Source organism: Mesorhizobium terrae, from assembly GCF_008727715.1.
Classification (GTDB): domain Bacteria; phylum Pseudomonadota; class Alphaproteobacteria; order Rhizobiales; family Rhizobiaceae; genus Mesorhizobium; species Mesorhizobium terrae.
On record NZ_CP044217.1, the window covers coordinates 104,421 to 125,700 of the forward strand.

22 protein-coding genes and 4 pseudogenes are annotated in these 21,280 nt (G+C 59.9%); 17 read left to right on the forward strand and 9 right to left on the reverse strand.

The features are described 5' to 3' along the window. The first annotated feature begins 2 nt into the window (after positions 1 to 2). The gene (locus tag FZF13_RS00530; RefSeq protein ID WP_065996740.1) at positions 3 to 1,130 is read left to right on the forward strand and encodes a response regulator; all 1,128 of its coding nucleotides are present in this window, start codon (positions 3 to 5) and stop codon (positions 1,128 to 1,130) included. Positions 1,131 to 1,363: 233 nt separating this feature from the next. Continuing rightward, a complete protein-coding gene (locus FZF13_RS00535; protein WP_065996739.1) occupies positions 1,364 to 2,332 on the forward strand; it encodes a YihY/virulence factor BrkB family protein in 969 nt (322 codons plus the stop codon). A gap of 504 nt (positions 2,333 to 2,836) precedes the next feature. Here the strand turns inward: FZF13_RS00535 and FZF13_RS00540 are convergent. After that, positions 2,837 to 4,060 (reverse strand): NAD(P)/FAD-dependent oxidoreductase, encoded by a 1,224-nt coding sequence (locus tag FZF13_RS00540; protein WP_065996738.1) that lies wholly within the window; start codon positions 4,058 to 4,060, stop codon positions 2,837 to 2,839. Between the two features lie 624 nt (positions 4,061 to 4,684). Here FZF13_RS00540 and FZF13_RS00550 point away from each other — a divergent pair. The 3 genes and pseudogenes from FZF13_RS00550 (at position 4,685) to FZF13_RS29520 (ending at position 6,992) form a co-directional block, all read left to right on the forward strand. After that, positions 4,685 to 5,575, forward strand: a complete 891-nt coding sequence (locus FZF13_RS00550; RefSeq protein ID WP_083237617.1) for a hypothetical protein — start codon at positions 4,685 to 4,687, stop codon at positions 5,573 to 5,575. Positions 5,576 to 5,880: 305 nt separating this feature from the next. Next, positions 5,881 to 6,499 (forward strand): annotated as a pseudogene (locus FZF13_RS29515) (calcium:cation antiporter); the annotation flags it as partial. Positions 6,500 to 6,830: 331 nt separating this feature from the next. Then, positions 6,831 to 6,992: a hypothetical protein gene (locus FZF13_RS29520; RefSeq protein WP_395407129.1), complete on the forward strand. Its 162-nt coding sequence runs from the start codon at positions 6,831 to 6,833 to the stop codon at positions 6,990 to 6,992. Between the two features lie 552 nt (positions 6,993 to 7,544). On the opposite strand, the gene FZF13_RS00560 is transcribed toward FZF13_RS29520, so the two are convergent. Beyond that, the gene (locus FZF13_RS00560; protein WP_065996737.1) at positions 7,545 to 8,615 is read right to left on the reverse strand and encodes a DNA topoisomerase IB; all 1,071 of its coding nucleotides are present in this window, start codon (positions 8,613 to 8,615) and stop codon (positions 7,545 to 7,547) included. A 337-nt stretch (positions 8,616 to 8,952) separates the two neighbouring features. Between FZF13_RS00560 and FZF13_RS00565 the strand changes: the two genes are divergently transcribed. After that, a complete protein-coding gene (locus tag FZF13_RS00565; RefSeq protein WP_065996736.1) occupies positions 8,953 to 9,477 on the forward strand; it encodes a YciE/YciF ferroxidase family protein in 525 nt (174 codons plus the stop codon). Positions 9,478 to 9,541: 64 nt separating this feature from the next. Further along, positions 9,542 to 9,922 carry a low affinity iron permease family protein gene (locus tag FZF13_RS00570; protein WP_065996735.1) on the forward strand — a complete coding sequence of 127 codons (381 nt, stop codon included), beginning with the start codon at positions 9,542 to 9,544 and terminating at the stop codon, positions 9,920 to 9,922. Between the two features lie 8 nt (positions 9,923 to 9,930). Here FZF13_RS00570 and FZF13_RS00575 read toward each other — a convergent pair whose 3' ends face one another. After that, complete coding sequence (locus FZF13_RS00575) at positions 9,931 to 10,425, reverse strand: DUF6894 family protein (RefSeq protein ID WP_065996734.1); 495 nt, start codon at positions 10,423 to 10,425, stop codon at positions 9,931 to 9,933. Positions 10,426 to 10,863: 438 nt separating this feature from the next. Between FZF13_RS00575 and FZF13_RS00580 the strand changes: the two genes are divergently transcribed. Next, positions 10,864 to 11,064 (forward strand): DUF3606 domain-containing protein, encoded by a 201-nt coding sequence (locus FZF13_RS00580; protein WP_065996733.1) that lies wholly within the window; start codon positions 10,864 to 10,866, stop codon positions 11,062 to 11,064. A gap of 78 nt (positions 11,065 to 11,142) precedes the next feature. Then, positions 11,143 to 11,355, forward strand: coding sequence for a hypothetical protein (locus FZF13_RS00585; RefSeq protein WP_065996732.1), 213 nt, complete (start codon positions 11,143 to 11,145; stop codon positions 11,353 to 11,355). Between the two features lie 265 nt (positions 11,356 to 11,620). Here FZF13_RS00585 and FZF13_RS00590 read toward each other — a convergent pair whose 3' ends face one another. Further along, a complete protein-coding gene (locus tag FZF13_RS00590; RefSeq protein ID WP_065996731.1) occupies positions 11,621 to 11,824 on the reverse strand; it encodes a CsbD family protein in 204 nt (67 codons plus the stop codon). Positions 11,825 to 11,962: 138 nt separating this feature from the next. Here FZF13_RS00590 and FZF13_RS00595 point away from each other — a divergent pair, with 138 nt between their 5' ends. After that, complete coding sequence (locus tag FZF13_RS00595) at positions 11,963 to 12,244, forward strand: hypothetical protein (protein WP_065996730.1); 282 nt, start codon at positions 11,963 to 11,965, stop codon at positions 12,242 to 12,244. A gap of 30 nt (positions 12,245 to 12,274) precedes the next feature. Here FZF13_RS00595 and FZF13_RS00600 read toward each other — a convergent pair whose 3' ends face one another. The 3 genes and pseudogenes from FZF13_RS00600 to FZF13_RS00610 all read right to left on the reverse strand — a co-directional run bounded on the left by FZF13_RS00600 (position 12,275) and on the right by FZF13_RS00610 (position 15,492). After that, entirely contained in the window at positions 12,275 to 12,502 is a 228-nt protein-coding gene (locus FZF13_RS00600; protein WP_065996729.1) for a hypothetical protein, read from the reverse strand. Between the two features lie 266 nt (positions 12,503 to 12,768). Further along, positions 12,769 to 13,530: pseudogene (gene istA, locus FZF13_RS00605) on the reverse strand (IS21 family transposase); the annotation flags it as partial. Between the two features lie 1,731 nt (positions 13,531 to 15,261). After that, positions 15,262 to 15,492: a hypothetical protein gene (locus FZF13_RS00610; protein WP_065996704.1), complete on the reverse strand. Its 231-nt coding sequence runs from the start codon at positions 15,490 to 15,492 to the stop codon at positions 15,262 to 15,264. A 229-nt stretch (positions 15,493 to 15,721) separates the two neighbouring features. Here FZF13_RS00610 and FZF13_RS00615 point away from each other — a divergent pair, with 229 nt between their 5' ends. Then, complete coding sequence (locus tag FZF13_RS00615) at positions 15,722 to 15,949, forward strand: hypothetical protein (RefSeq protein ID WP_065996648.1); 228 nt, start codon at positions 15,722 to 15,724, stop codon at positions 15,947 to 15,949. Positions 15,950 to 16,134: 185 nt separating this feature from the next. Here FZF13_RS00615 and FZF13_RS00620 read toward each other — a convergent pair whose 3' ends face one another. After that, positions 16,135 to 16,407 carry a hypothetical protein gene (locus FZF13_RS00620; RefSeq protein ID WP_065996649.1) on the reverse strand — a complete coding sequence of 91 codons (273 nt, stop codon included), beginning with the start codon at positions 16,405 to 16,407 and terminating at the stop codon, positions 16,135 to 16,137. Between the two features lie 253 nt (positions 16,408 to 16,660). Then, a pseudogene (locus tag FZF13_RS29190) lies at positions 16,661 to 17,007 on the reverse strand (low affinity iron permease family protein); the annotation flags it as partial. A 906-nt stretch (positions 17,008 to 17,913) separates the two neighbouring features. Between FZF13_RS29190 and FZF13_RS29200 the strand changes: the two are divergent. From FZF13_RS29200 to FZF13_RS29210, 6 genes and pseudogenes are all read left to right on the forward strand, one after another. Further along, positions 17,914 to 18,186: pseudogene (locus tag FZF13_RS29200) on the forward strand (DUF4142 domain-containing protein); the annotation flags it as partial. A gap of 68 nt (positions 18,187 to 18,254) precedes the next feature. Then, entirely contained in the window at positions 18,255 to 18,539 is a 285-nt protein-coding gene (locus tag FZF13_RS29205) for a PepSY domain-containing protein (RefSeq protein WP_246192415.1), read from the forward strand. 22 nt (positions 18,540 to 18,561) lie between these two features. Then, positions 18,562 to 19,146 carry a general stress protein gene (locus FZF13_RS00635; RefSeq protein ID WP_065996652.1) on the forward strand — a complete coding sequence of 195 codons (585 nt, stop codon included), beginning with the start codon at positions 18,562 to 18,564 and terminating at the stop codon, positions 19,144 to 19,146. Positions 19,147 to 19,206: 60 nt separating this feature from the next. Then, complete coding sequence (locus tag FZF13_RS00640) at positions 19,207 to 19,773, forward strand: alpha-ketoglutarate-dependent dioxygenase AlkB (protein WP_065996653.1); 567 nt, start codon at positions 19,207 to 19,209, stop codon at positions 19,771 to 19,773. Between the two features lie 180 nt (positions 19,774 to 19,953). Further along, complete coding sequence (locus FZF13_RS00645; RefSeq protein WP_246192411.1) at positions 19,954 to 20,889, forward strand: cation:proton antiporter; 936 nt, start codon at positions 19,954 to 19,956, stop codon at positions 20,887 to 20,889. Then, positions 20,868 to 21,206 carry a cation:proton antiporter domain-containing protein gene (locus FZF13_RS29210; RefSeq protein WP_246192412.1) on the forward strand — a complete coding sequence of 113 codons (339 nt, stop codon included), beginning with the start codon at positions 20,868 to 20,870 and terminating at the stop codon, positions 21,204 to 21,206. Before FZF13_RS00645 ends, FZF13_RS29210 begins: the two co-directional genes overlap by 22 nt. Positions 21,207 to 21,280: the final 74 nt, after the last annotated feature.

The window sequence follows — 21,280 nt, forward strand, 5'->3', positions numbered from 1 at the left end:
TCATGCCACCCGTTCACTTTCTTCTGGTCGACGATCTGGAGGAAAATCTCCTTTCCCTCGAAGCTTTGTTGCGTCGCGAGAACCTTGTTTTGCTGAAGGCGCGTTCAGGAGACGAAGCGCTTGAACTTCTTCTTCGCCACGACGTCGCTCTGGCACTCGTCGACGTGCAGATGCCCGGCCTCAACGGTTTCGAACTGGCCGAACTGATGCGCGGCAATGAACGAACCAGGCATATCCCGATCATTTTTGTGACGGCGGGAACGGCCGACGGCCAGCGGCGTTTTCGCGGCTACGAGGCCGGCGCGGTGGACTTCATCCAAAAGCCGATCGAGACGGACATTCTGCGGAGCAAGGCGGACGTGTTCTTCCAGCTTTATCGCCAGCGCCAGCAGATCGCCGCGCAACGGGACGAGCTGGAAGCGCAAGCCGAAGCGCTCAAGGAAGCTGGCCGCCGCAAGGACGAATTCCTGCTGACGCTCACGCATGACCTGACCTTGCACAAGGATGCCAGGGCGCAGCAGGACGTGCTGCTGCGCGAGATCAACCACCGCATCAAGAATCTGTTCAGCCTTACGTCCGGACTGATCTCCCTCAGCGCGAAGAACGCTCGCAGCGTCGAAGAGCTCTCGGCCGACCTGAGATCACGGCTGAAGGCTTTGGCGGATGCCCACGCCCTTACTCTTCCGGATTTGCGACAGAACCAGCTCGCGGGATCTTCCACGACCGTCGCGGCTTTGCTGGAAGCGATCCTTTCGCCGCACGAGTTCGAGCAGGCGCCGCGCATAACCATCACCGGTTCGGATGCCGCGCTGTCGGGGAAAGCGCTGACGTCTTTTGCCCTGCTGGTTCACGAATTGGCCACCAACGCGGCGAAATACGGCGCGCTCTCTACGCCAGAAGGTCGGTTGGCGGTTGAAATTTCGGTGACGAGGGATGAGACCTTACGCGTCTGCTGGGAGGAGCAGGCAGCTGCTCATGCGATAGTCAATCAGGACCGGGATCGGGAGGGTTTTGGCACCGCTCTCGAGAAAGCAGTACTGGTGGGACTTGACGGTTCCATCTCCAGGGACTGGAGAGAGGAAGGGCTGTCGCTGACGATCGAAATGCCCTTGGCGCGCCTGGTGCCGTAGTGTCGGCCGCGGGAGCGCTTCGAACGTGACACGGCAAATCTAGCCGGGCCTCGGGACCAAACACTAGAATCGGTCCGTCGATAGTGTCTCCTTGGAGCTCGAAGGCATCGGACATCGCCGACTTGGTGTACGAGGGCGATCGGCGAGTTGACACGGAACCAAGTTCTCGTCGAGCAACTTAATGGCGATAGCCAACGTCCGGAGAGGTTGATGAAAATTGCGAGCGCGGAGTTGTGGACCGTTGTCCGTTCTGCGGTTGCGGCATTTTTCGACGACGGCGCTCTCAGTCATTCGGCGTCTATGGCTTTTTACGCCGCGACATCACTCGCTCCATCCTCCTGATTGTGCTCGGCGTCGCTAGCTTTGCCACGGGAAGAGACGCTGCCGAGATCGCGATATCTGCCCAACTGACGGGCCTGCTCGGTCCTCAAGGATCCGATCTTTTGAAAACGACAGTCGAGAACGCGTCCGGGCACAAGGGATTTATGGCTTCCGTCGTCGCCGTGGTCACCTTGCTCGTCGGCGCATCCGGGGTGTTCGGAGAAATGCAATCCACGCTCAACCTCATGTGGAAAGTCCCACCGCGAAGAACGTCCCTGTTGAGCCTAGCGCGGACCCGCGCAGCGAGCCTTGGGCTGGTCGCATCGCTCGGCTTCCTGCTGTTGGTCTCGCTGGCTGCCAGCGCTGCGGTCTCGGCCTTGGGCGGCATGATGACATCCCGACTGCCCTTCGGAGAATTTCTGCTGTCGGTCGCGAACACATTGGTCTCGCTCGTCCTGGTCGCTCTGCTTTTCGGCGCGATCTTCAAGATTCTCCCGGATCGCGCGCTATCGTGGCGCGACGTACGCTTCGGCGCGGCCGTCACCGCGATTCTTTTCACCGTCGGCAAATCCCTGATCGGTTGGTACCTGGGAACCAGCGCGATAGCCTCGTCCTACGGCGCCGCAGGAAGCCTCATCGTCCTCTTGCTATGGGTATTCTATTCCTCCGCGATATTCCTGTTCGGTGCAGAGATCACGCGCGCTGTCGCCGTCCGGTTCAGAAACCATCGCGATTTGACGCCCATTGCGACGGGAAAAATATCTTTGGACATTTCCGGCACGAAGGACTCGGCTGTGCGCCCGCTCGGTGCCATCGCGTTGATTGCAGGAATTTCATCAATTGTAACTTTGGCCTTCCTCCCTCGGCGTCAGCGACACTGAAGCGGCTCACTTGGGGAAGACCGGACCGTGGATGGAATATGTCCCGCTCCACGAATTGTCCTGATATCAGGCGCGCAAACCCGCTCATGGCTATGGCACCCCGTAGCCAGCGTGTGTCGGCTCCGATGCGGAGAGCCTGTTTGGGGATACGTTTGCTTCGCGTCTGAACGGTATCGATGGCTCAGCGCCGGCCGCTTGTGAAGCGCGGGAGTCAAGCAAAGATCAGCGATTGACGCCGCCACCGATCCCGCCGTTGTCGACCAAGGTCAAGCAGACCAACTTTCGCCGCGTGGAACGAAAATCGATGCTGGTCGTTTTGGGCTCGCTCCCTTGCCAGATTCCCTCCCGGCAAGTTGAGCAAAGCCCGCCCGGCAATCACCGCCTTGGGCGGGCTTTTGATTCTGGAAATCATGGGAGCGTTTATTCCGGGCTGGAAGGCCTTTGGCGCGGATGTGTGTCCGACGCGAAGGAAGATGAGGTTTTCATGTGGGCGGACGACGCTCATCAGAGTCGCGACGATGGTGGAAACCCGAAGAGGTCGGTGTCGCGATCCTCCCGGCCCGTTACCGCCGCCGTGATCTGCTCCGCCGCTATGCGTGACCAAGTGATACCGTTTCCACCGTAGCCCATGGCTGCGAAAAGGCGCGGTTTCCCCGGAACAGTCGCGATAATCGGCAAACCGGACCCGGTCGATCCGAACGCACCCGCCCATGTGTAGTCCGGGGTGGCGTCGAGAGCCGGAAACAGCGCCTTGAGTTTCCCTGCGATAGTGGCGGCCTTCCGGGAGATGAGGGCGTCGCGGCGGGCCTCGTCTTCGAACTCTTCATCCTCGCCCCCGCAAATGACGCGCCCGTCGTGGGTGGTTCGTATGTATAGATAGGGATCGGAGGCTTCCCAGACGAACGCTTGAGTCGGCCACAGCTTGGTCGGCTGCGGCTTGGTGGCTATGGCGTAGGTCGATATCACCCTGTGCCCGTTGCCAGGTACGCCGACTGCAAGTTCGTAGCCCGTCGCCAGAACGCACACCCCGGCTCGAATAACCGGGCCGGCGGCCGTTCCGACCTCGACATGGTCGGCCGAATGAGAAAAGGACACAGCCTCCACTGGGGCGAAAGCCCGCGCTTTGCGGGACAGGCAGGCCCGCCACAGGCCGGCGGTCAGACGGCGGGGATCAAGCGCTAGATTGCCATGGCACTCAATAGCGTTCTCGCGGTCGATGCCGTAGCGCGATCCCAACTCCGACCTCGTAAGATAGGTGGCGTCGAGGCCCGCGGATCGACGCGCATCGGCTTCCGACTGAAGGCTCGAACCACGAAGCACATTGCCAGCGAGATATAGCGAACGACGCTCCGCGAGGCCGCATTCGATGCCTATGTCCTGAATTCTCGCCCTGAGTCCTTCGACGGCGAGCCGCGAGCGAATCCAGGCGCGTTCGGCCTTTTCCTTTCCGGCAATCAGCGCAAGTTTCGTAATCGGCTGGTCGATCTCGAACTGAACGAGTGCTGTAGTCGCCGATGTGGAGCCTCGCAACAGTCCACGGCGGTCGATCGCGATCACCGATTGCCCTTCGGCTGACAACGCCTCGGCGATCATGCTGCCGGAAATGCCCATTCCGACTACGACGACATCGGCTTCGCAGTCCCGGACCAGCGTTTCCGTGGGGACTTGCGGCGTCCTGTACGCGTACCAGACCGGGCGTCCGGTACGAAGATCGAGGTGCCGTTTCATTGAATATGGCCCGTGCCGTGCGCACCACGCCGGCTTGCTCCAAAGCAGGAATGCACTACAGACCAGCCTGCTCCCTTGTGCTGGCATGCGGCCCGACTGGATGGGGAAGCCGCATTAAGGAACATGCGGCATGTCCCTGTCCAAGGTGGCCTTTTTGTGCGCCGCCGCCCGGCTTTCGGATGTCTTGCCACCCGACCCGCCGTCTTTCGAATGGGCGGCGATGGCCGGAGCAGCGCCTGCGTTTGTCCGCGTGTCGCGCGCTTTCCTTTTTATGTTTTCTTTCTTGGCGTCGCGATTGAAGAGTTTAAAACCCCATTCCCGCCTCCTGTAGTTGATCGGTCGATTGAATGTCGACCAAGGCGGTTGGTTCCCAAGGCTGGTCGCGACGTGGAGCGACCCCTTTCCGCAGCCGCCTCGCGTACATCTTGCGGAACCAAGGGCCGGGAGCGGCGTTCCTTCGCGACGAATTTGCACAAGGGGCGTCATCATGAACGGCATCATCTACCTCGTGGGATTGATCGTGATCATCATGTTTATCCTGTCCTTCCTCGGACTGCGCTGAACCTATGATCGGCATTCATCGTTTCGAACCGCAATGCTTGGCGCCGTGCAAAGGATGAGATCATGACCATCATGGAAGAAGAGACTGCGATCGTTGCCGCCGCCGATGCGGATTCCGGAAGTTATATGGATTGGCCTGCAGTTATTGCAGGTGCGGTGATGGCCTCGGCGATTTCGCTTGTGCTCATCACTTTCGGTTCCGCTATCGGACTGTCGCTGACGTCGCCCTTCGACAACACGGGCATGTCGGCAGTTGGCTTGGCTATCGCGTTGGGGCTTTGGCTCGTCTGGGTTCAAGTCTCGAGTTTCATGGCGGGCGGATACGTCACGGGGCGGATGCGGCGCCGTCTCCACGACGCGACCGAGCATGAATCCGACGTACGAGACGGCATACATGGTCTCGTCGTGTGGGGTGTTGGCGTGCTGCTCGGAGCTTCCATACTGGCGCTGACTGCGGGCGGAGCCGCAAGCACCGCGGCAACGGCTGTAGGCGGCGCCGCGCAAGCGGCGGTCGAAAAGATGGCCGACGCCGCCCAAGGAGTGAATCCTCTCTCTCGCGCTGTCGACACTGCGTTTCGGACCACACGGCCGGACGCAAGCACCTCTGTGGATGCACGCAACGAGGTGATGGCGATCGTCGCCCGCGGTATCGCACAAGGCGATATTCCCGAGGCCGACCGAACCTATCTGGCGCAGGTCATCGCCGCACGCACAGACGTTCCTCCAGACGAAGCCAAAGCGCGGGTCGACACGATGGTTACTAGTGCCCAGCAGGCCGCAGAAGAAGCCAAACAGCAGGCGAAGCGGGCAAAACGCTTTGCCGTGATTGCAGCTTTCGTCACCGCTGCCTCGTTGGCTATCAGCGCGGCCGCCGCATTCTGGGCCGCCGGCATGGGCGGCAGGCATCGCGACGAAGGAACGGTGATCCCCAGGTGGTTCGACCGCATGCCTTGAGATGGAACGTCAAATCCACACCCAGCAAAGGAAAACGAAATGCGTTCGATCCTCCTCTGGATACTTGGCGTTCCGATCCCGATTATCATTTTGATCGCCTTGTTGCGCTAAATTTTCAAATGCCGCTTGCGCACATTTCCAGTCGGGGAACGCGCAAGCGGCATCGCTTCGAATCTGACCGCGTCTGACACTCCGTACACAGCGCCTGCGGAAACGCGGAGCCGTCCTGGTGTTCCCCTGTGGCGTAGGACAGACGGGGCGAACCGATCGGACGGAGGGAACGCCCGAACCCTCAGGAAAGACGCATGGCGGAATCAGAGAGCGATCCAAACGAGACCGTCAGACGCGAAGCGGTTCTTGTTCCGGTGATCGTGCTGGGCTTTCTGGCCTTCGTCTTCAAAGCCGAACTTCTCACACAAGGCGCGATCGCGGCGCTAGTTGTGGCCGTCCTGCTGATTGTAGCGGTTGTTGCCGTTTCGGTGCGTATCGCTCATCACTCTGAAGTACTCGCAGCAAAGGTCGGCGATCCGTATGGCACCATGATCCTGACCCTATCGGCGGTGCTCGTGGAAGTCGTCATCCTTCTCATCATCATGACCGAAGCGTCATCTCCGACGTTGGCCCGGGACACGATCTTTTCCGCGGTCATGCTCGATATCAACGGAATCCTTGGCTTATCCGCATTGTTGGGCGGCTGGAAGTTCGGAGAACAACCGTACAATGACGATTCAGGCAAGACCTATGGCGCCATGATCATGACCGCCATGGGTATCTCGATGGTGGTGCCCGAATTCGTGCCGAGCGCCCAATGGCACGCCTATTCGGTCTTCACCATTCTGGCGATGGTGGTCCTTTACTGGGTGTTCCTGCGAAACCAGATCGGCGCGCATAGCTACTTCTTCAACTACAGCTATCCGGACAAGAAGCGCGCCAGCAACAGGAAGCTCGCTGACGAGCCCTTCCTGCCGTCGTTGTTTTTCCTCATTGGCGAAATCGTGTTGGTCGGCCTTCTGGCGGAGGTGATGTCGGGCTTCATGTCCGCGGGCCTGCGGGCGATCTCCGCGCCGCTCGGCATTGCCGCCCTGATCGTCGCGACGATGTCGGCGGCACCGGAAATGTTCACTGCCTTGCGGGCGGCGCTGTCAAACCGGATGCAAGTCGTGATCAACATCGCCCTGGGCGCGTCCCTTTCGACTGTCATACTCACCGTTCCCGTGATCGAGGCTGCCGCTCTGGTATGGGGCCAGCCATAAACATGGCGATGACCCCGGTTCAAACGGTTCTGGCCGCCATTACACTGGTCGTCGCCGCGATCAACCTGAACGACGGAGAGACAAATGCGATCGAGGGCATGACGCATTTTGTCCTTTTCGCAACGTTCCTGGCGTTGGCATTCTTGGGAATCGCGGGTGGCTGATGGAGGTTGCCTCGAACGGGGAGGGAACTGCTCCTTCTCCCGTCTGTTGTGGAGGAAAGGGAGTTTCCACGATGCCGACGACGCCCAAACCCGAAAATCGGCCGACGCGACCTACCGCCGACCCTAAGGACAGCCACCCCGCGATACCGGGGAGAAGCCCGCGCCCAATCCAAGAGCGACCAGCATCCTGCCTGACACGAGCACCAGGAAGGAGGTCGAGGCAATCCGTCTTAACCTGAAGCCCTAGGCAGCGATACGTGCCGCGATCCTGGTTCAGGAATATCCTCGACTCATCGCCTGAAATGTTCGAAAGCGGGTCTGCTAAGCTTTCCGCTGGTTGAAATTCTACCGGAGAATAGCCGACAAATTTGCCTCAGCTCGAGCAACTATGGAGCCGCTACGGCTATCACAAAAGAAGTGCTGCTATCGCCGAGACCGATGGTGATCTCCAGTGTTAGGCGGCACGGACCGCTGAGGAGACACCGCTGCTGTACGCGAAGACGAGGGAACGGCGACGAAGAGGCTCGTCCGCCGCCGACAACCCCGGCTGCGCTAGATTCGGCGACTTTTCAGCCAGCGAAGAACCTGCGCTTCCTCATCGTCCAATTGGGCGATGGGGCGCTTGCCTTTGTTCGCGTGGGTCATTTCGACAAGCAGCGTTCCGTCTAGCCACGCCGTCAGCACCGCGGGGTGCACGTAGCATTGGCGACAGACCGTGCGCGTGTTGCCCAGCCGATCGGCTACTTTGTCGATGACGCGGTTGAGCACTCTCTTCCGTGCGGTACCGCTCTCGGGCCTTTCGGTTTGTGCCAACAACGAGGCGGCGTGGATGGTGCCGCCCCATGTCCGGAAATGCTTAGCGCTGAAACCGTTGCCAGCCGCTTCGCGGATGTATGCGTTGACATCCTGTGACCGCACCGGCCTTCTCCCGCCGTCCTCGTCGATGTACTGGAACAGTTTCTGGCCGGGAATGTCCTGAGCGCCTCGCACCACGCGCGCAATGCGGCGATCGACAAGCTTCAGCTTCCATTCCTTGCCCGACTTGCCCTTGAAGGAAAAACGCAGGCGGGCACCCGTTATGTCGACGTGGCGGTCGCGCAGGGTGGTGAGCCCGAAGCTCTTGTTGTCGCGGGCATAGGCCGCGTTGCCGACCCGGATCATGGTATTGTCCAGAAGCCAGACGACGGAAGCGACCACGCGCTCGAACGGCAAGCCGTGACGTCTAAGGTCGTCGTCGATCTGAACTCGCAGGCGCGGCAGCGCCTCCGCGAATTCGATCATGCTGGAATATTTCTCGCCGTCGCGTTCGGCCGCCCAATCCTGGTGGTACCGATACTGCTTGCGGCCCTTTTGATCGCGTCCCGTAGCCTGGATATGTCCGTTCGCGTCAGGCGAGATCCAAACCTCCGTCCAGGCTGGCGGGATGGCGAGTGCACGTATGCGCTGGACTGTTGTGCCTTCCTTCAGCTTGTTGCCTTTCGGACCGACGTACCAGAAATGCTTTGGCGCGCCCTTCCTACGGATGCCCGGCTCGCTGTCGCTGACGTAGGCGAGCTGCGCACGCTCGGCGGCCGCGACGAGACTTTCGTCACTGCATTCGGCTGGCTTCTTCTCGTCAGGCATGGCTGCTCCGGTATGGTTCGTGAATACGCACGGAACGACATCAGGTTCCGCAGCTTTTGAGGCCGGACCTTAGGAGAAATCCGGTCTTGCAAGCGGAACGCTCGGTACTGCCACGGGATGCAAGGCAACAGCGGATTCGGAACGGATACCTGCACGCTGGCCAAGAGCGTGAGGGTAGTAACGGCCTTCGAATCGGATTTCGCTATCGGTCCATATTACGCCACCTCACGGGCGCATGATTTTCATCCCGACGGGAGCGCCGACCCGGAACTTAATGGTTCGGCCAAGGTTGAGGTGTGCCTTCGTTCAAGAAGGCGAACAACCTCAGGAGAGCGCTGTGGCGACCACCAAGAAAACACAGGCTTCCAGCAAAAAGTTGGACGACCTATTCCTCGATGGCATCAAGGACATTTACTACGCCGAAAAGAAGATCCTGAAGGCCCTTCCGAAGATGGCGAAGGGAGCCGAATCCGAGGAAGTGTCGGCGGCATTCCAGAAGCATCGGGAAGAGACCGAGGGTCAGGTCGAACGGCTGGAACAGATTTTCGATGCCATGGGCAAGGCCGCTCGTGGCAAAACGTGCCCGGCAATCGACGGCATCATCGAGGAAGGATCCGAAATCCTCGAAGAATACGACGGCTCCTCGGCGATCGACGCTGGTCTCATCGCCGCCGCGCAGGCGGTGGAGCATTACGAGATCGCTAGGTACGGTACGCTGGTCGCCTGGGCAGAACAGCTCGGCATGAAGGACGCCGCAAAACTGCTCAAAGCGACGCTGGAAGAAGAATCCGCGACTGACGAGGCGCTCAACGCCCTCGGCGAAGGCGGCGCCAATAAGCGCGCGATGGAAAACGCAGCCTAGTCGGGTATTTTGAAGTACACAGGCCTCGGCGGTCGCCGGGGTCTTTCTTCATATAGGGTCGAACATGGAAAAGACTTTCAACCGCATGGCGGAAGCCGTCGCACACGCCACCGGGCGGCCTTGGGCCTTTGCGGCATGTGTTGTATCGGTCGTGATATGGGCGGCTTCGGGACCGGTATTCGGTTTCTCCGAGACGTGGCAGCTCGTGATCAACACTGGCACTACCATCGTGACCTTCCTGATGGTTTTCCTGATCCAAAATACTCAGAACCGCGATGGCGCGGCAATTCAAGCGAAGCTCGATGAGTTGATCAGGTCCGGAAGCGGCAAGAACGATTTTATCGGGATCGAACACCTGACCGAAGCGGAAGTCGAGAAGTTTCGAGAGCTGTGCAAAGACGCCAAGGAGCGCGCTGGCCGCGCCGATCAGCCGGCCGTTGCGTGAGACGTTGGTCAGGAGGGCGCGTCTCGCTGCCCGGCCTCGGCTTCACCCTTGCTGATTGTAAAAAGCAGCGCGCCATGGTCGTCATAGACCCGGACCATCCAATCAGAACGCGAGAGCGCCTCATGTAGATCTGGGAGCAAATCTGCTGCCGAGCGGATAGCTTCCTCTCGTGCGACATCCAGGCCCGGGAGCAACGACGGCGGCACACGTCTACTGGAATCACCGTCCCGGTACTCGAAGACGAACCATTGGCCGCCACGGCGCTGACGCTCAGTTGGCTCGAGCGGGCTGTTGCCGTTGTTAGCTTCACGGTCCGGGTCTCCGAAGACCGCTGTTTGGAGGAGAATGGCTTTGGCTTTTTCGATAGCGGTCTCGCGGTCACCTTGCTCTCCAGTGGTCTCGACCACGACACTGTCTCCGCCTTCCCCGCGAAAGACGACACGGGTAGCAGGCTTCCCGTCTCCTGCGGTTGCATCTATCACTTCCGTACGGATAATCTGCATCGCTCCTTCCCCATCGAATTTGGTCGCCCTCCACAATGCGGAGTCTTCTAAAGCGTTCCGCTCACCGTCACCTCATATGCCTCGCCGTTGACAATGCCTGGGCCGACATCATGCGGCTGCCCCCAGCGTGGGTGCAGGACTAGACGAAACTGTTGCGGTTGAGCTCGGCGAACCGCGGCACGCTTTTCGCTGGCTAGGAAGGCTTTGCGCGCTTCCCCGGCGGCCTTTGTGAGGCCCAAGAGCTCGATTCTAACTTGCCGGGTCGTGCGATGACGGCAAGATAGCGACCCGATACGAGTCGTCTCGACGGCCGCATGTCGAAAAGAACTCGTCTCCAACCCATGGCGAGTCCAGACGGCGACGGCCGGGATTTGTTCCCGCCCGCAACTTAATCTCGTAACCGGCGTTGATGTCCGCGCTGGCGTAGGGAGGAAAACCATGGTCGATGACAAGAGCAAGCGTGACTTCCGGGACCGGGACCGCGTCTCCGGTGCGGAGGACTACGAGGTCGAGCATTTCGCCCAACAGAACGGGCTCACGCCTCAACAAGTGCGCAACCTCATAGCGAAGCAGGGCAATAGTCGGGCCGTTCTGGCGGAGGAGGCTCGGAGATTGCGGGAAAACTCTGGGAAGGATTGACCGTCAAAATCCCAGCGGTTCAGTCAGGTGCAACATTCCTGCGAAATCCGCGTTCCTCTCCAGGCGGAGGGATCATAAATGCGAATTTCCGTGCAGCCGGCAAAGCGCGACGACCAAGTAAAGATCATTTTCGACCGTCCAGTCACAGCGGATCAGGTGCAACCAGGGAAACACGGGATCGTCTCGCTCCTGCTTCTTTTACCGGGCCTATACGGTGACGGGTCGCATTACCGCTACACTCTCACGCTGACGGCCGAAGAGGTGCAATTGCTGCTTACGCCCGGCCCGTGAGTACGAAAGGCCCGCCTGAGGTGTCCAGCGGGCGGGCCTTGCCCCAGCCTGCGGTTTGGGGAAGGCTGGCGGGAGTACACCCAGATACCTCAAGCGGCGTTTTGTTCAGAAAAAAGGAAGGCTGCTACCGCCAAGGTCGAAGTCAGGTGCGTATGGTGTTCTTGATGCTGGGGATGGACGCACCACGCGCGGATAGGATCCTCTTTTTTGAGCGTCGCCAAGGTGAAACCCGCTCGGCTGCGGCCGGACGGGTTTCTGACTTGGATTACCAGCTCTGCCGACCGTACCAGTCGTCTATGTCTTGGCTAACCCGATCCTTCTCGAGTCCGTACCGCTCCTGAATCTTGCCCTCAAGCTGGTCGCGCTTGCCAGCAATTTGATCCAGATCGTCGTCGGTGAGTTTGCCCCACTGCTCCTTCACTTTGCCCTTGAGCTGCTTCCAGTTTCCTTCGATGCGGTTCCAGTCCATGGTTTTCTCCATAAGGCGGGGATCGCCTATCTTGAAACGCGCGATGAAGAGGTTGGTTCAAAGGAAGCAACCGGAACTCGAGCCGTGTCGACCCATTGTGGTTCTGCTCGTAAACCAAACCACGATGGAGGAACCACTATGAAGAAGCTCCTTATGGGTGCCTTTTCGCTCACGATTATGACCGGCGCCGCGTTCGCGGCCGGCGGCACGACTTCGGCGTTGGACAACAAGGAAATGATGGGGGCGTTTTACACGGACCCGGACATGAAGACGATGAAGTCGGGTGACGATTTCAAGGCGGCCTGGATGGCTCTGAAGCCGGAAGACCGTGACACCATAACCAAGGAGTGCAGCAACGATTCTGAAAAGCTGCACAACGACTTCTGTGAGATTACAAAGAAGCTCGGCGGCGCCAACTAGCGCCATACATTGGGAAAAGCCCGTCGCCCGTCATGCCGACGGGCTTTTTTGTTTGTATCGAAGGGAAAGGAAATCAGGGTGGCGATCGGCCGTGATAGTGTAGCGGCTGCAGCGGGAGCGCTTGCCGAAACCTGCATAGCTTTGCCACGCGGATCCGACGAAGATGAAGCGGTCGCGGACCTTCTCAAGCTCCGCTATGGTCGGCGGGATCGACCCTTGGCCTGCTGCACGGCGGTACTTCGTTTGAATGCCGATCATTCGCTTCCCATTGGTCGGCGCTGATCCCCTCTGAACCTAGCCGGGGCTCTTACCCGACCTTTTTCGTCCCATCTCGCGAGGCGGCCGTCGGAACTATCTCGGTCGGCGGTCATTGATTTCGAAAGGAGGCCATCAGTGATCCGCCTATTCCTCGTTGCAGCAGCCACTTATGTAACCTGGCGCGTGATACCGCGTGTCGTCGAAGAGAACCGAAGCGTTGCTTTGTTGCCTCCGCCGTCGCCCGCAAGTCCGCCCAACCAGAGGCCTAGCCGGTGACGCGCATCCTCGACGTTCTTCTCGACCTGCCCCTTCTCCCAGCCCGAGGCCGGATTGCAGAACTCGGTCTCGAACAGATAATGGCTGGCCATGGCCGAGAAGCGGGCATTGACCTGCCGCTCCTTGCCGCGGCCGATCCTGTCGACCGCCGTGCGCATGTTGTCGTAGATCCCGCGCCGGGGAACGCCGCCCAGAACCTGGAAGGCGTGGTTGTGGGCGTCGAACAGCATCTCGTGCGTCTGCAGCGGATAGGCCCGCACGATGAAGGCCCGACTGTAGCTGAGCTTGAAGTGAGCCACCTGCAGCTTGGTGCGCTCGCCGCCGATGACCGCCCAATCTTCCGACCAGTCGAACTGGAACGCTTCGCCGGGCTCGAACGCCAACGGCACGAAGGTGCCGCGCCCGCTCGTTTGCATCTGACGTTGGCGCTCTTCCTTCCAGGCCCGCGCAAAGGCGGCCACACGACCATATGAGCCCTCATAGCCAAGGCTCATCAGGTCGGCATGCAACTGCTTGATCGTGCGCTTCTGCTTACGCGGCCTGTTCGCCTCCGTCCTCAGCCACGCCGACAGCCGCTCGGCATAGGCATCAAGCTTGCTCGGCCGATCCGGCACCTGGAAGCGGGGCTCCACCTCATCAGATCGCAGGTATTTGCAGATCGTGTTCCGCGACAGTCCCGTGCGCCGCGCAATCTCCCGGATCGAATGCCCGTCACGCAGATGCCAGCGTCGGATAACGCTCAGTAACGCCATGTCTATCACTCCAAAATCCCCTGCGATCAACCAGCAGGGGTGGGTTCAAACATGGGTCACTTCTCAATGGAAAAACCGCCCAATCCCGGGTCAGTTCTCGGCGGAAATCAACAGCGCTTCCTTCATCAGCTGTTACCGCGCGCTCGACCCCGCCTGAGGCAAGGGACGCGAAAACACATCCCACCGCCAAGCAAATGACGAAGGCGATTGGCATTGGAAGATGATGCATGTCCGATAGTGCCCGCCGTTGGCCGTTCACGAGCGCCGCTTCTACGTGGATCCACGGGTAAGGAGTGGGCATGGTTACCCCAATATAAACGCAGATGCCCCGCAAGCCACCAGTTCATCGCGTTGCGGGCGGCATCCTCGCCCACGATCTCCCGAAGCCCAGAAGTACCGCAAGCTCTACGCCGAGCCCCGCTGGTGTGGACTCTAGCGGGATCCGCAGCAAGCCCTCACAGGGACCTGTACCTGCCAGCGCTGCAAGACGAACCACTATCGCGATCACGAGGGGGATGCGCATCCCCGTTTGGGTAGTGCAAGACGAAAGGCCCGGCCGCTAAACTGGAGGCTGGCGGCCGGGTGCCAAGTTCCATGCGACGACGGCGGGAAGGTAGCCCCGCAATCGGGCAGCGATCAATTCCACTGAAGGGCCAACCGCGGCCCGCTTCAGCGCGTTGCGTCATGCTCTTTTAGATGTAGGCGGTGAAAGCCGCCGTCATCATAAAGACGCTGATGGCGACGAGCGCCGAATAGACAGTCCAGAATAGCGGCATTGGCATAACGTTCCCCCGATACTAGCGCTCGCCGCCCCCGCTCAATATGGCGGCCAGACCGTTGATCCCTCACAGCAAGGCCTCACTAGGACAGTTTGATCGGGGGCAACGCCTTTTGGAATAACCGAACCGCCCGACCGAAGGGCATTGGGGAGGCTGTCGGCCGGGCTCGAGGGGATGCCGGCATGCTCATACAGACGCGCATACTATAAGCGGCATGCGTAGCGATTGGCAACGGTCGAAACGTCGCAAAAGAGAAAAGGCCGGCCACCGAAGGGGCTCGTGACCGGGCGAGGAGTGCCAGAGGCATTTGGTTCTAACGCCATGACCATACGCTGCCCTTTGCTCGACGCCAAGGCCGAAGCGGCACTACTGGACGCAGAGCCGAGCAAAAAACGCGAGTCCTATTACCCCCAGGATGAAGGCAATCAAGATCAGATCGCTTCTCCACCGCCCCTTGTCCCTCATCGGCGTATCCTGCCGTTTAGCGCTGAGTGGACAACCCCTGTTCAGGTGGCCCAAGAAATCTGGCGTCGGATTCATACCGCTACGGTTAGCGCAGCGAAAATGCCTACCACTGTGACGGCGATCGCAACAACGTAAAACCAATCCTGCACCAGGAATGCCCTCCGACAGCTCAATTCTTTCGTCCACCAGAAGTTCCACCGAACAGGACCAACACCATGACTAACGTCTTCGTCGGCGCGCCGATCTCGCTTGCGTCATCGAGGAGATCGTCGGCAAGAAACTTTCGGCCAAACGGCGCTGCAACGGGAACCGCGCCTTCGTGGCCTTGGACGACTATGGCGATCGAATTGGCCGCTTGGCGCGATATCTACGGCAGGTCGTACACACAAGCGGATCGTTCAACTACGACCGCGCGGTGTGCACAAGTTCGCCCGTACCTGTTAGCGGGGCATTCGCCATTTGAGCGAATGATATCTGGACGGTGAACTTATCCCGCCGAGGAATCTTCATCGGGCGCTGCGTCAAGCACCCCATAGGCGCCTGATTTCGACCCAGGAGCCAACAACTTCCCTTCGGCTAACAATCCCCTCCGCAGCAATTCGCGGACAGCGGCCGCCCTGCTTGGCATGCGTTGCTCGAAACGCCAGTTCTCGAGCGCTTCCAGTTCTTCGGACGTCAGCATAATTTGCAGCCGCTCTTGCCGCTCTAGCTCTGCCACCACCGCCTCCATGGTATCAGCAATTACCCCATATATCAAAGAATTAGCAAGAGACTAATTTGCCGTCAATGTCCGTGTCATCTCCAGGAGCGCTTGTAACTAACTAACCACTTTATCCATTTAAGGTTCATCATACTAACTAGTTGTTTTTACTATAATAATTTTATTGTTGCGGTTGCCATTTTCAGAAAAAGGATACAAAATCTGGTCGCGAAAGAAGGAGGTAGAGATGAGCAGCGCATCATACGATGGACTGCACAGCGATGTCGGTGCTGCCGTGGAAGAAGCCATCACTTCCAGTCGGATTGTGAACGTGGCTGCCATCGCGGAGATGCTTAGGCGTCGCCATGCACACCTAAATGTCGCTTTGGAGGATATCGAGCTGTTGGTGCTGCGGTGTGCCGACCATCGTCGCTTCCCAGTGGAGTTCGATGGGTCGGTAGCTCTCGCTGATTAATAGGCAGACAGGGACTTTTTCGGCCAACCGACAACACGCAGGATTTCTCACTGCGTACTCTACCCCGAAGGACAAACTGAAACGCTCTGCGAGTGACGAAGTTTACGTTTCCCGCCAGGAATAGGACAATGAGAAGCGAAACAGCTATGCGGCTTCGTCAAGTCGGTCCTAGCGCGACCATGTCCTCACAAATTCATATGACACTGATTTCCAGACCGGTGATCACCCTGATCCAGCGGGTTTCGTGTCGGCGGAGCGTCAGTGGGCAATTTGCTGCCTTTGCGCTGCCGACAGCGCGCCGGCGGCGCGACGATGGTCTGCGCACCCTCGACCATTGCCTGATTGATGAACTCCACCCAGAAGCGTGCCATCAGCGATTGGATCAACTTTCTATCCGACATTCGCACGACGGCAACAGCCCGCTCGGGCCAATAGAGCGCCAGCACCAGGACCGCCAATGGTGCATCTTCGAGTATCGGGACGGCGTTCGAGCAGTCGCGTACCGCCGTCGCTGCTGCCCGGCATGGATACCGCGCGAACGGAAGCTACCCGCTCGGCGGCAGATTTGCTTGCCGACCTGGATGAGGCTCTTTCGCGTTCTGCTCGGTGAATCAGGCGGCTTTTTACAATCACAAGCTGAAGCGGCTCAACGAGACGTGTTGTCATAGCCATCGTCCTCACGCATTTTGCCCGTTGACTGGTGCGGCCTGCGCGCTCCTTGCCGTCTTTGCAAAGCTCTCGGAACTCCTCGACTTCTGCTTCGGTTAAGTGCTCGATCCCATAAAATCGTTCTTGCCGTTTCCGGATCTGATCAACTCATCAAGCTTTGCCTGAATTGCGGCACCGTCGCGGTTCTGCGTGTTCTGGATCAGGAAAACCATCAGGAAGGTGATGATGGTGGTAACAGTATTGATCACGAGTTGCCAAGTTTCCGAGAACCCGAAAAACGGACCTGAAACCGCCCATATCACGACCGACGCAACACATGTGGCAAAAGCCCAAGGCCGCCCAGTGGCACGCGCGACAGCTTCTGCCATGCGGTTGAAAGTCTTTTCCATGTTCGACCTTATACGAAAAAGACCCCGCGACTGCCGAGGCCCTGAACCCTTCAACCCCGCCTGAGCGATTCAGTTCCAAGACAGTATTCATTAAGGCGGCCTCGTGCCGAAATGAGAGCCACGCGACGAGGACTTGGCGTCATATCGGTAACATGCAGACAACAGCGACATACGATTTGGTGGCGGGAACGTTTACCCTGTCGACGGGGCCGTGATCCGGTACATTCCCGATTTCTGATCTTCCGAAATGGCTCGACTTCTACCGTCAGCAGCAAGAGCGGGACCCGGATCACGCGGCATCGTATGCCGAGGACGTGAAGGCGCTTGAGGCCCTTGGGGCGCAGCTTCGGGCGTGAGACGATGGATCGAAACGAAATTGCATTGAGGTTCACCCGCCGCACTGCAGAAGCTTTTCGAAGACTGGCAATAGTCCGCCATGCGACCATAAGCTCGCGGTGCCGCGCCAAGGTGTCGGAGCGTCGATAGGCCAGCTCAGTCTCGTCACCGACCCTATGAGCTAAGGCCGCTCCTGCGGTGTCTCGCGGAAACCAGCTTCGTCAACTGCCCAATCGCGGAAAGCTGCTCTAAAGCCGTGCGCGCTAAACTCGCCGACCTTCATACGCCGTATCGACCGTCGGAAGGCTTTCAGCCGCACGAGGCATGTCGAACGAACCGGGATGCTTCTGGGCTCATCGGGAGGGGCGATGAATCGGCGCCGGGCCGGAACCATTCTCGCCGCCACTTGTTGCTTCCACCAATCCGACCCAAGGCTAACGAGGACATCTTTCAATGAGAAACCGACTGCTAATCGCCTCTGTTTCGGGAGCGGCGCTCATCGCGCTTTCATGGTCGGCTTTCGCCGCCGATACCTCCCAAGACTTCGTGAACAAAGCCGCCGTCGGCGGCATGTTCGAGGTCGAGACCAGCAGACTCGCCGACGGCGCGGCGCAGGACGCGGCGGTAAAGGATTTCGCCCACACGATGGTGACTGACCACACAGCCGCTAACACGAAGCTGAAAGCCATTGCCGAAAAGGGGAATCTTACCGTGCCTACCGCGCTGGACGATCAACACCAGGCGCAGCTGGACAAGCTCAAGGATGCCAAGGGCGCATCGTTCGATCAGCCGTACGTCAAGATGCAGCGAGACGCCCACAAGGAAGCGGTGTCGCTTTTCGAGAGCTATGCGAAGGACGGCGACAATGCCGCGCTGAAGGCCTTCGCGGGGAAACGCTTCCCACACTCAAGATGCATCAGGAAAAGATCGAAACGATCGGGAGCGACACTGCTGTGCAGCCCGCAGCCTCCGGCACCGACGACGCCAGCGGTAACGGCGGGAAGCCGCCGCTTCCCGGAGCCAACAGCTTCACGGAAGGACAGGCTAAGGACCGCATTCAGGAAGCGGGCTACTCCGACGTTTCGGCGCTCGCGAAGGACGACAGCGGAATCTGGCGCGGGCAGGCGCGGAAGGACGGCAAGAGCGTGTCGGTGGCCCTTGACTACAAGGGCAACGTCACCTCCGCCTCCAAGTGAACAATCTCCAGGAGCATTTCAAATGAGAACCGTAAACGGACTTTTTGACGATTACGATAATGCCAGCGACGCGGTCGGAGAACTCGAAGCGTCGGGCGTGCCCAGCGACGACATCAGCATCGTCGCCAACAATTCAGAGGAATGGTACCGCGACGATGATCGATCTGCCGCGGCTGAAGACGCAGGCGCGGGCGCCGGGATCGGCGCCGTTGTCGGCGGCGCGGGTGGACTGTTGACCGGGCTCGGCGTCATGGCCATTCCAGGAGTCGGTCCCGTCGTCGCGGCCGGATGGCTCGCTGCGACTGCCGTCGGGGCGGCGGCAGGAGCGGCGGTTGGAGGCGTCGCCGGCGGCATCATCGGAGCGCTCACGGATTCCGGCGTTTCCGAGCGGGATGCTCACGTATACGCAGAGGGAATCCGGCGCGGCGGTGCCCTTGTAACTGCTAGAGTCAGCGACGAGCTCGCGCCGATGGCTGAGCGGATTCTCGGACAGTCAACTGCTGTCGACCTCGATTCGCGGCGTCGCGACTACGAGGCGGAAGGATGGACAGCCTTCGATCCAGACGCTCCGGCATACAGGTCCGGAAAAGGAAGGAGGGTTCCGTAGGCGAAGGCCGGGCCAGCTTCATGAAAGAGGAAAGCGACGGTTGTCGCCCAATCGCCCCCGATGACGCAGGGAGATCTGTTCGCAAGCCAGGACCGTCTGCCTGACGGCTTTCTGTATCGGGAACACCTCATATCGGACGAGGAAGAATCGGACCTCGTCCGCCGGCTTCGGGAATTGCCCTTCAAGCCCTTCGATTTCCACGGGCACCTCGCCAACCGGCGGGTGGTGGGATTCGGCTTGCGTTACGACTACGACCGAAGGGCAGTCGTCGAAGCGGCGCCGATCCCGGAATTCCTTATGCCCCTGCGCGAGAAAGTCGCCCAACTCGCGGGTCGGTCGGCGAAAGCCTTCGAACAGGTGTTGATAAATGAGTACCGGGAAGGCGCGGGCATTGGCTGGCATCGAGACAAGCCCCAATTCGGGGAGGTGGCCGGAGTCTCGTTGCTCGCAGCGTGCAGTTTCCGGCTGCGCCGCAAGGACGGCCTGAAATGGGACCGGAAGACGATTACCGTCAAACCGAGGTCGGCCTATCTCATGACCGGACGGTCGCGCGACGAATGGGAGCACAGCATTCCGCCGGTTGCCCGTCATCGTTACTCCATCACACTGCGAACCCTTAGGATCTGACTGCTCCAACCAGCATGGGATCGACGCATTCCGTGCGGGTCGTCGCCCGGGCTGCCGTTGTTTCGCCGGGGGCCGCCCGCCACCGACGTTCCGTCGATGGAGACGAGACCGGCATTGCAGGTTTCTCGGCTGCGAACGCCCGGTAGGGGAACAGGTCGCGCCCTGAAGGGTTTCGCCGTGATGTTTGAGCCTTCGTCTTACGACGCCTTGACGACGGCAGCGGTCGGCGCTGCGATCCTGCTCACGGCCTGGCTGCCGATGCTATTGAAGCGGCTGCCGCTTTCCCTGCCAATCGTCGCGATGGCGGCGGGCTATGCGGCAATGCCGCTGCTGTGGCCGGAAGATGCGGTGCGGGCGGCCTATCGACCCGATGTTGTCGAGCGTCTCACTGAGTTCGTCATACTCGTCGCGCTGATGGGCGCGGGGCTCCGGATCAAAAGGCCACTCAGCTGGCGGGGCTGGGTCTCAACCCTCCTGATGATCGTCGTCGCCATGCCGTTGACGATCGCTGGCATGGCTGCGCTCTGCTGGAGGCTGGCGGGTTTCTCCCTGGCGTCAGCCATTCTGATCGGAGCTGCCCTTGCTCCCACTGACCCCGTGCTTGCGGCCGAGGTCCAGGCAAAGCCGCCCGGCGAGGAAGAAGGGGGAGAGGTCAGGTTTGTCCTGACCTCGGAAGCCGGACTCAACGATGGGGCCGCTTTTCCGTTCGTGCTCCTAGCCATTGCTCTCACCGCCACGTCGTTCCAATCAACTTGGCAGGAGTGGCTCCTGAGCGACGTGCTGCTGCGGATATTCGTTGGCGGTGCCGTCGGTTTCCTGTCGGGTTGGTGCTTCGGTATTTTGGCGTTCAAAATCCCGGGCCTCGAGCTCGCCAAGACCGGGGACGGACTCGTCGCGGTTGGCGTTACCCTGATCTCGTACGGCGCGACCGAGGCGTTGGGCGGCTATGGCTTTTTGGCCGTTTTCATCGCCGCCGTGACGTTGCGGGCGACAGACCGCGGTCATGGATTCCATGCCGCGATGGCCGAGTTCTCCGAGCAAATCGAGCGCATCCTGATGGTGCTGATCATGCTGGTCTTCGGAGCCACGCTGAGATGGGATTGCTCGCCCCGCTAAGCTGGCGGGATATTCTGGTCGGCCTTCTGTTCCTGTTGGTGGTCCGACCGCTGTCAGGCTGGGCAAGTCTTGCTTCGTCGCCGATTCCAACGGCCGCAAAAGGGCTGGTTGCATTTTTCGGCATCCGCGGACTTGGGACAATTTACTATCTCGCCTTTGCCGTCAGTCGCGCGAACTTTGAAGACGTGGATCGAATCTGGGCCTTGTCTGCCTTCGTCGTCCTGTGTTCGGTGGTTCTCCATGGAGTCAGCGCGTCGCCTATCATGAGCTGGGTCGATCGGAGGCGCGCACGCATTCGGCAAGCGGGCGATCGTTGAGGCTGTAGGAGATCGAATTGCAATTCTCGATCGTTCTCCGGCCAATGTGGCGCACTGACCATTCACGGTGATGC

Excerpts from the sequence above, each read along its gene's own strand:
- FZF13_RS00530 (WP_065996740.1), top strand. The coding sequence starts at position 3 with ATGCCACCCGTTCACTTTCTTCTGGTCGACGATCTGGAGGAAAATCTC.
- FZF13_RS00540 (WP_065996738.1), bottom strand. The coding sequence starts at position 4,060 with ATGAAACGGCACCTCGATCTTCGTACCGGACGCCCGGTCTGGTACGCG.
- FZF13_RS00550 (WP_083237617.1), top strand. The coding sequence starts at position 4,685 with ATGACCATCATGGAAGAAGAGACTGCGATCGTTGCCGCCGCCGATGCG.
- FZF13_RS29520 (WP_395407129.1), top strand. The coding sequence starts at position 6,831 with ATGGCGATGACCCCGGTTCAAACGGTTCTGGCCGCCATTACACTGGTC.
- FZF13_RS00560 (WP_065996737.1), bottom strand. The coding sequence starts at position 8,615 with ATGCCTGACGAGAAGAAGCCAGCCGAATGCAGTGACGAAAGTCTCGTC.
- FZF13_RS00570 (WP_065996735.1), top strand. The coding sequence starts at position 9,542 with ATGGAAAAGACTTTCAACCGCATGGCGGAAGCCGTCGCACACGCCACC.
- FZF13_RS00575 (WP_065996734.1), bottom strand. The coding sequence starts at position 10,425 with ATGCAGATTATCCGTACGGAAGTGATAGATGCAACCGCAGGAGACGGG.
- FZF13_RS00580 (WP_065996733.1), top strand. The coding sequence starts at position 10,864 with ATGGTCGATGACAAGAGCAAGCGTGACTTCCGGGACCGGGACCGCGTC.
- FZF13_RS00585 (WP_065996732.1), top strand. The coding sequence starts at position 11,143 with ATGCGAATTTCCGTGCAGCCGGCAAAGCGCGACGACCAAGTAAAGATC.
- FZF13_RS00590 (WP_065996731.1), bottom strand. The coding sequence starts at position 11,824 with ATGGACTGGAACCGCATCGAAGGAAACTGGAAGCAGCTCAAGGGCAAA.
- FZF13_RS00595 (WP_065996730.1), top strand. The coding sequence starts at position 11,963 with ATGAAGAAGCTCCTTATGGGTGCCTTTTCGCTCACGATTATGACCGGC.
- FZF13_RS00600 (WP_065996729.1), bottom strand. The coding sequence starts at position 12,502 with ATGATCGGCATTCAAACGAAGTACCGCCGTGCAGCAGGCCAAGGGTCG.
- FZF13_RS00615 (WP_065996648.1), top strand. The coding sequence starts at position 15,722 with ATGAGCAGCGCATCATACGATGGACTGCACAGCGATGTCGGTGCTGCC.
- FZF13_RS29205 (WP_246192415.1), top strand. The coding sequence starts at position 18,255 with ATGCATCAGGAAAAGATCGAAACGATCGGGAGCGACACTGCTGTGCAG.
- FZF13_RS00635 (WP_065996652.1), top strand. The coding sequence starts at position 18,562 with ATGAGAACCGTAAACGGACTTTTTGACGATTACGATAATGCCAGCGAC.
- FZF13_RS00640 (WP_065996653.1), top strand. The coding sequence starts at position 19,207 with ATGACGCAGGGAGATCTGTTCGCAAGCCAGGACCGTCTGCCTGACGGC.
- FZF13_RS00645 (WP_246192411.1), top strand. The coding sequence starts at position 19,954 with ATGTTTGAGCCTTCGTCTTACGACGCCTTGACGACGGCAGCGGTCGGC.
- FZF13_RS29210 (WP_246192412.1), top strand. The coding sequence starts at position 20,868 with ATGGGATTGCTCGCCCCGCTAAGCTGGCGGGATATTCTGGTCGGCCTT.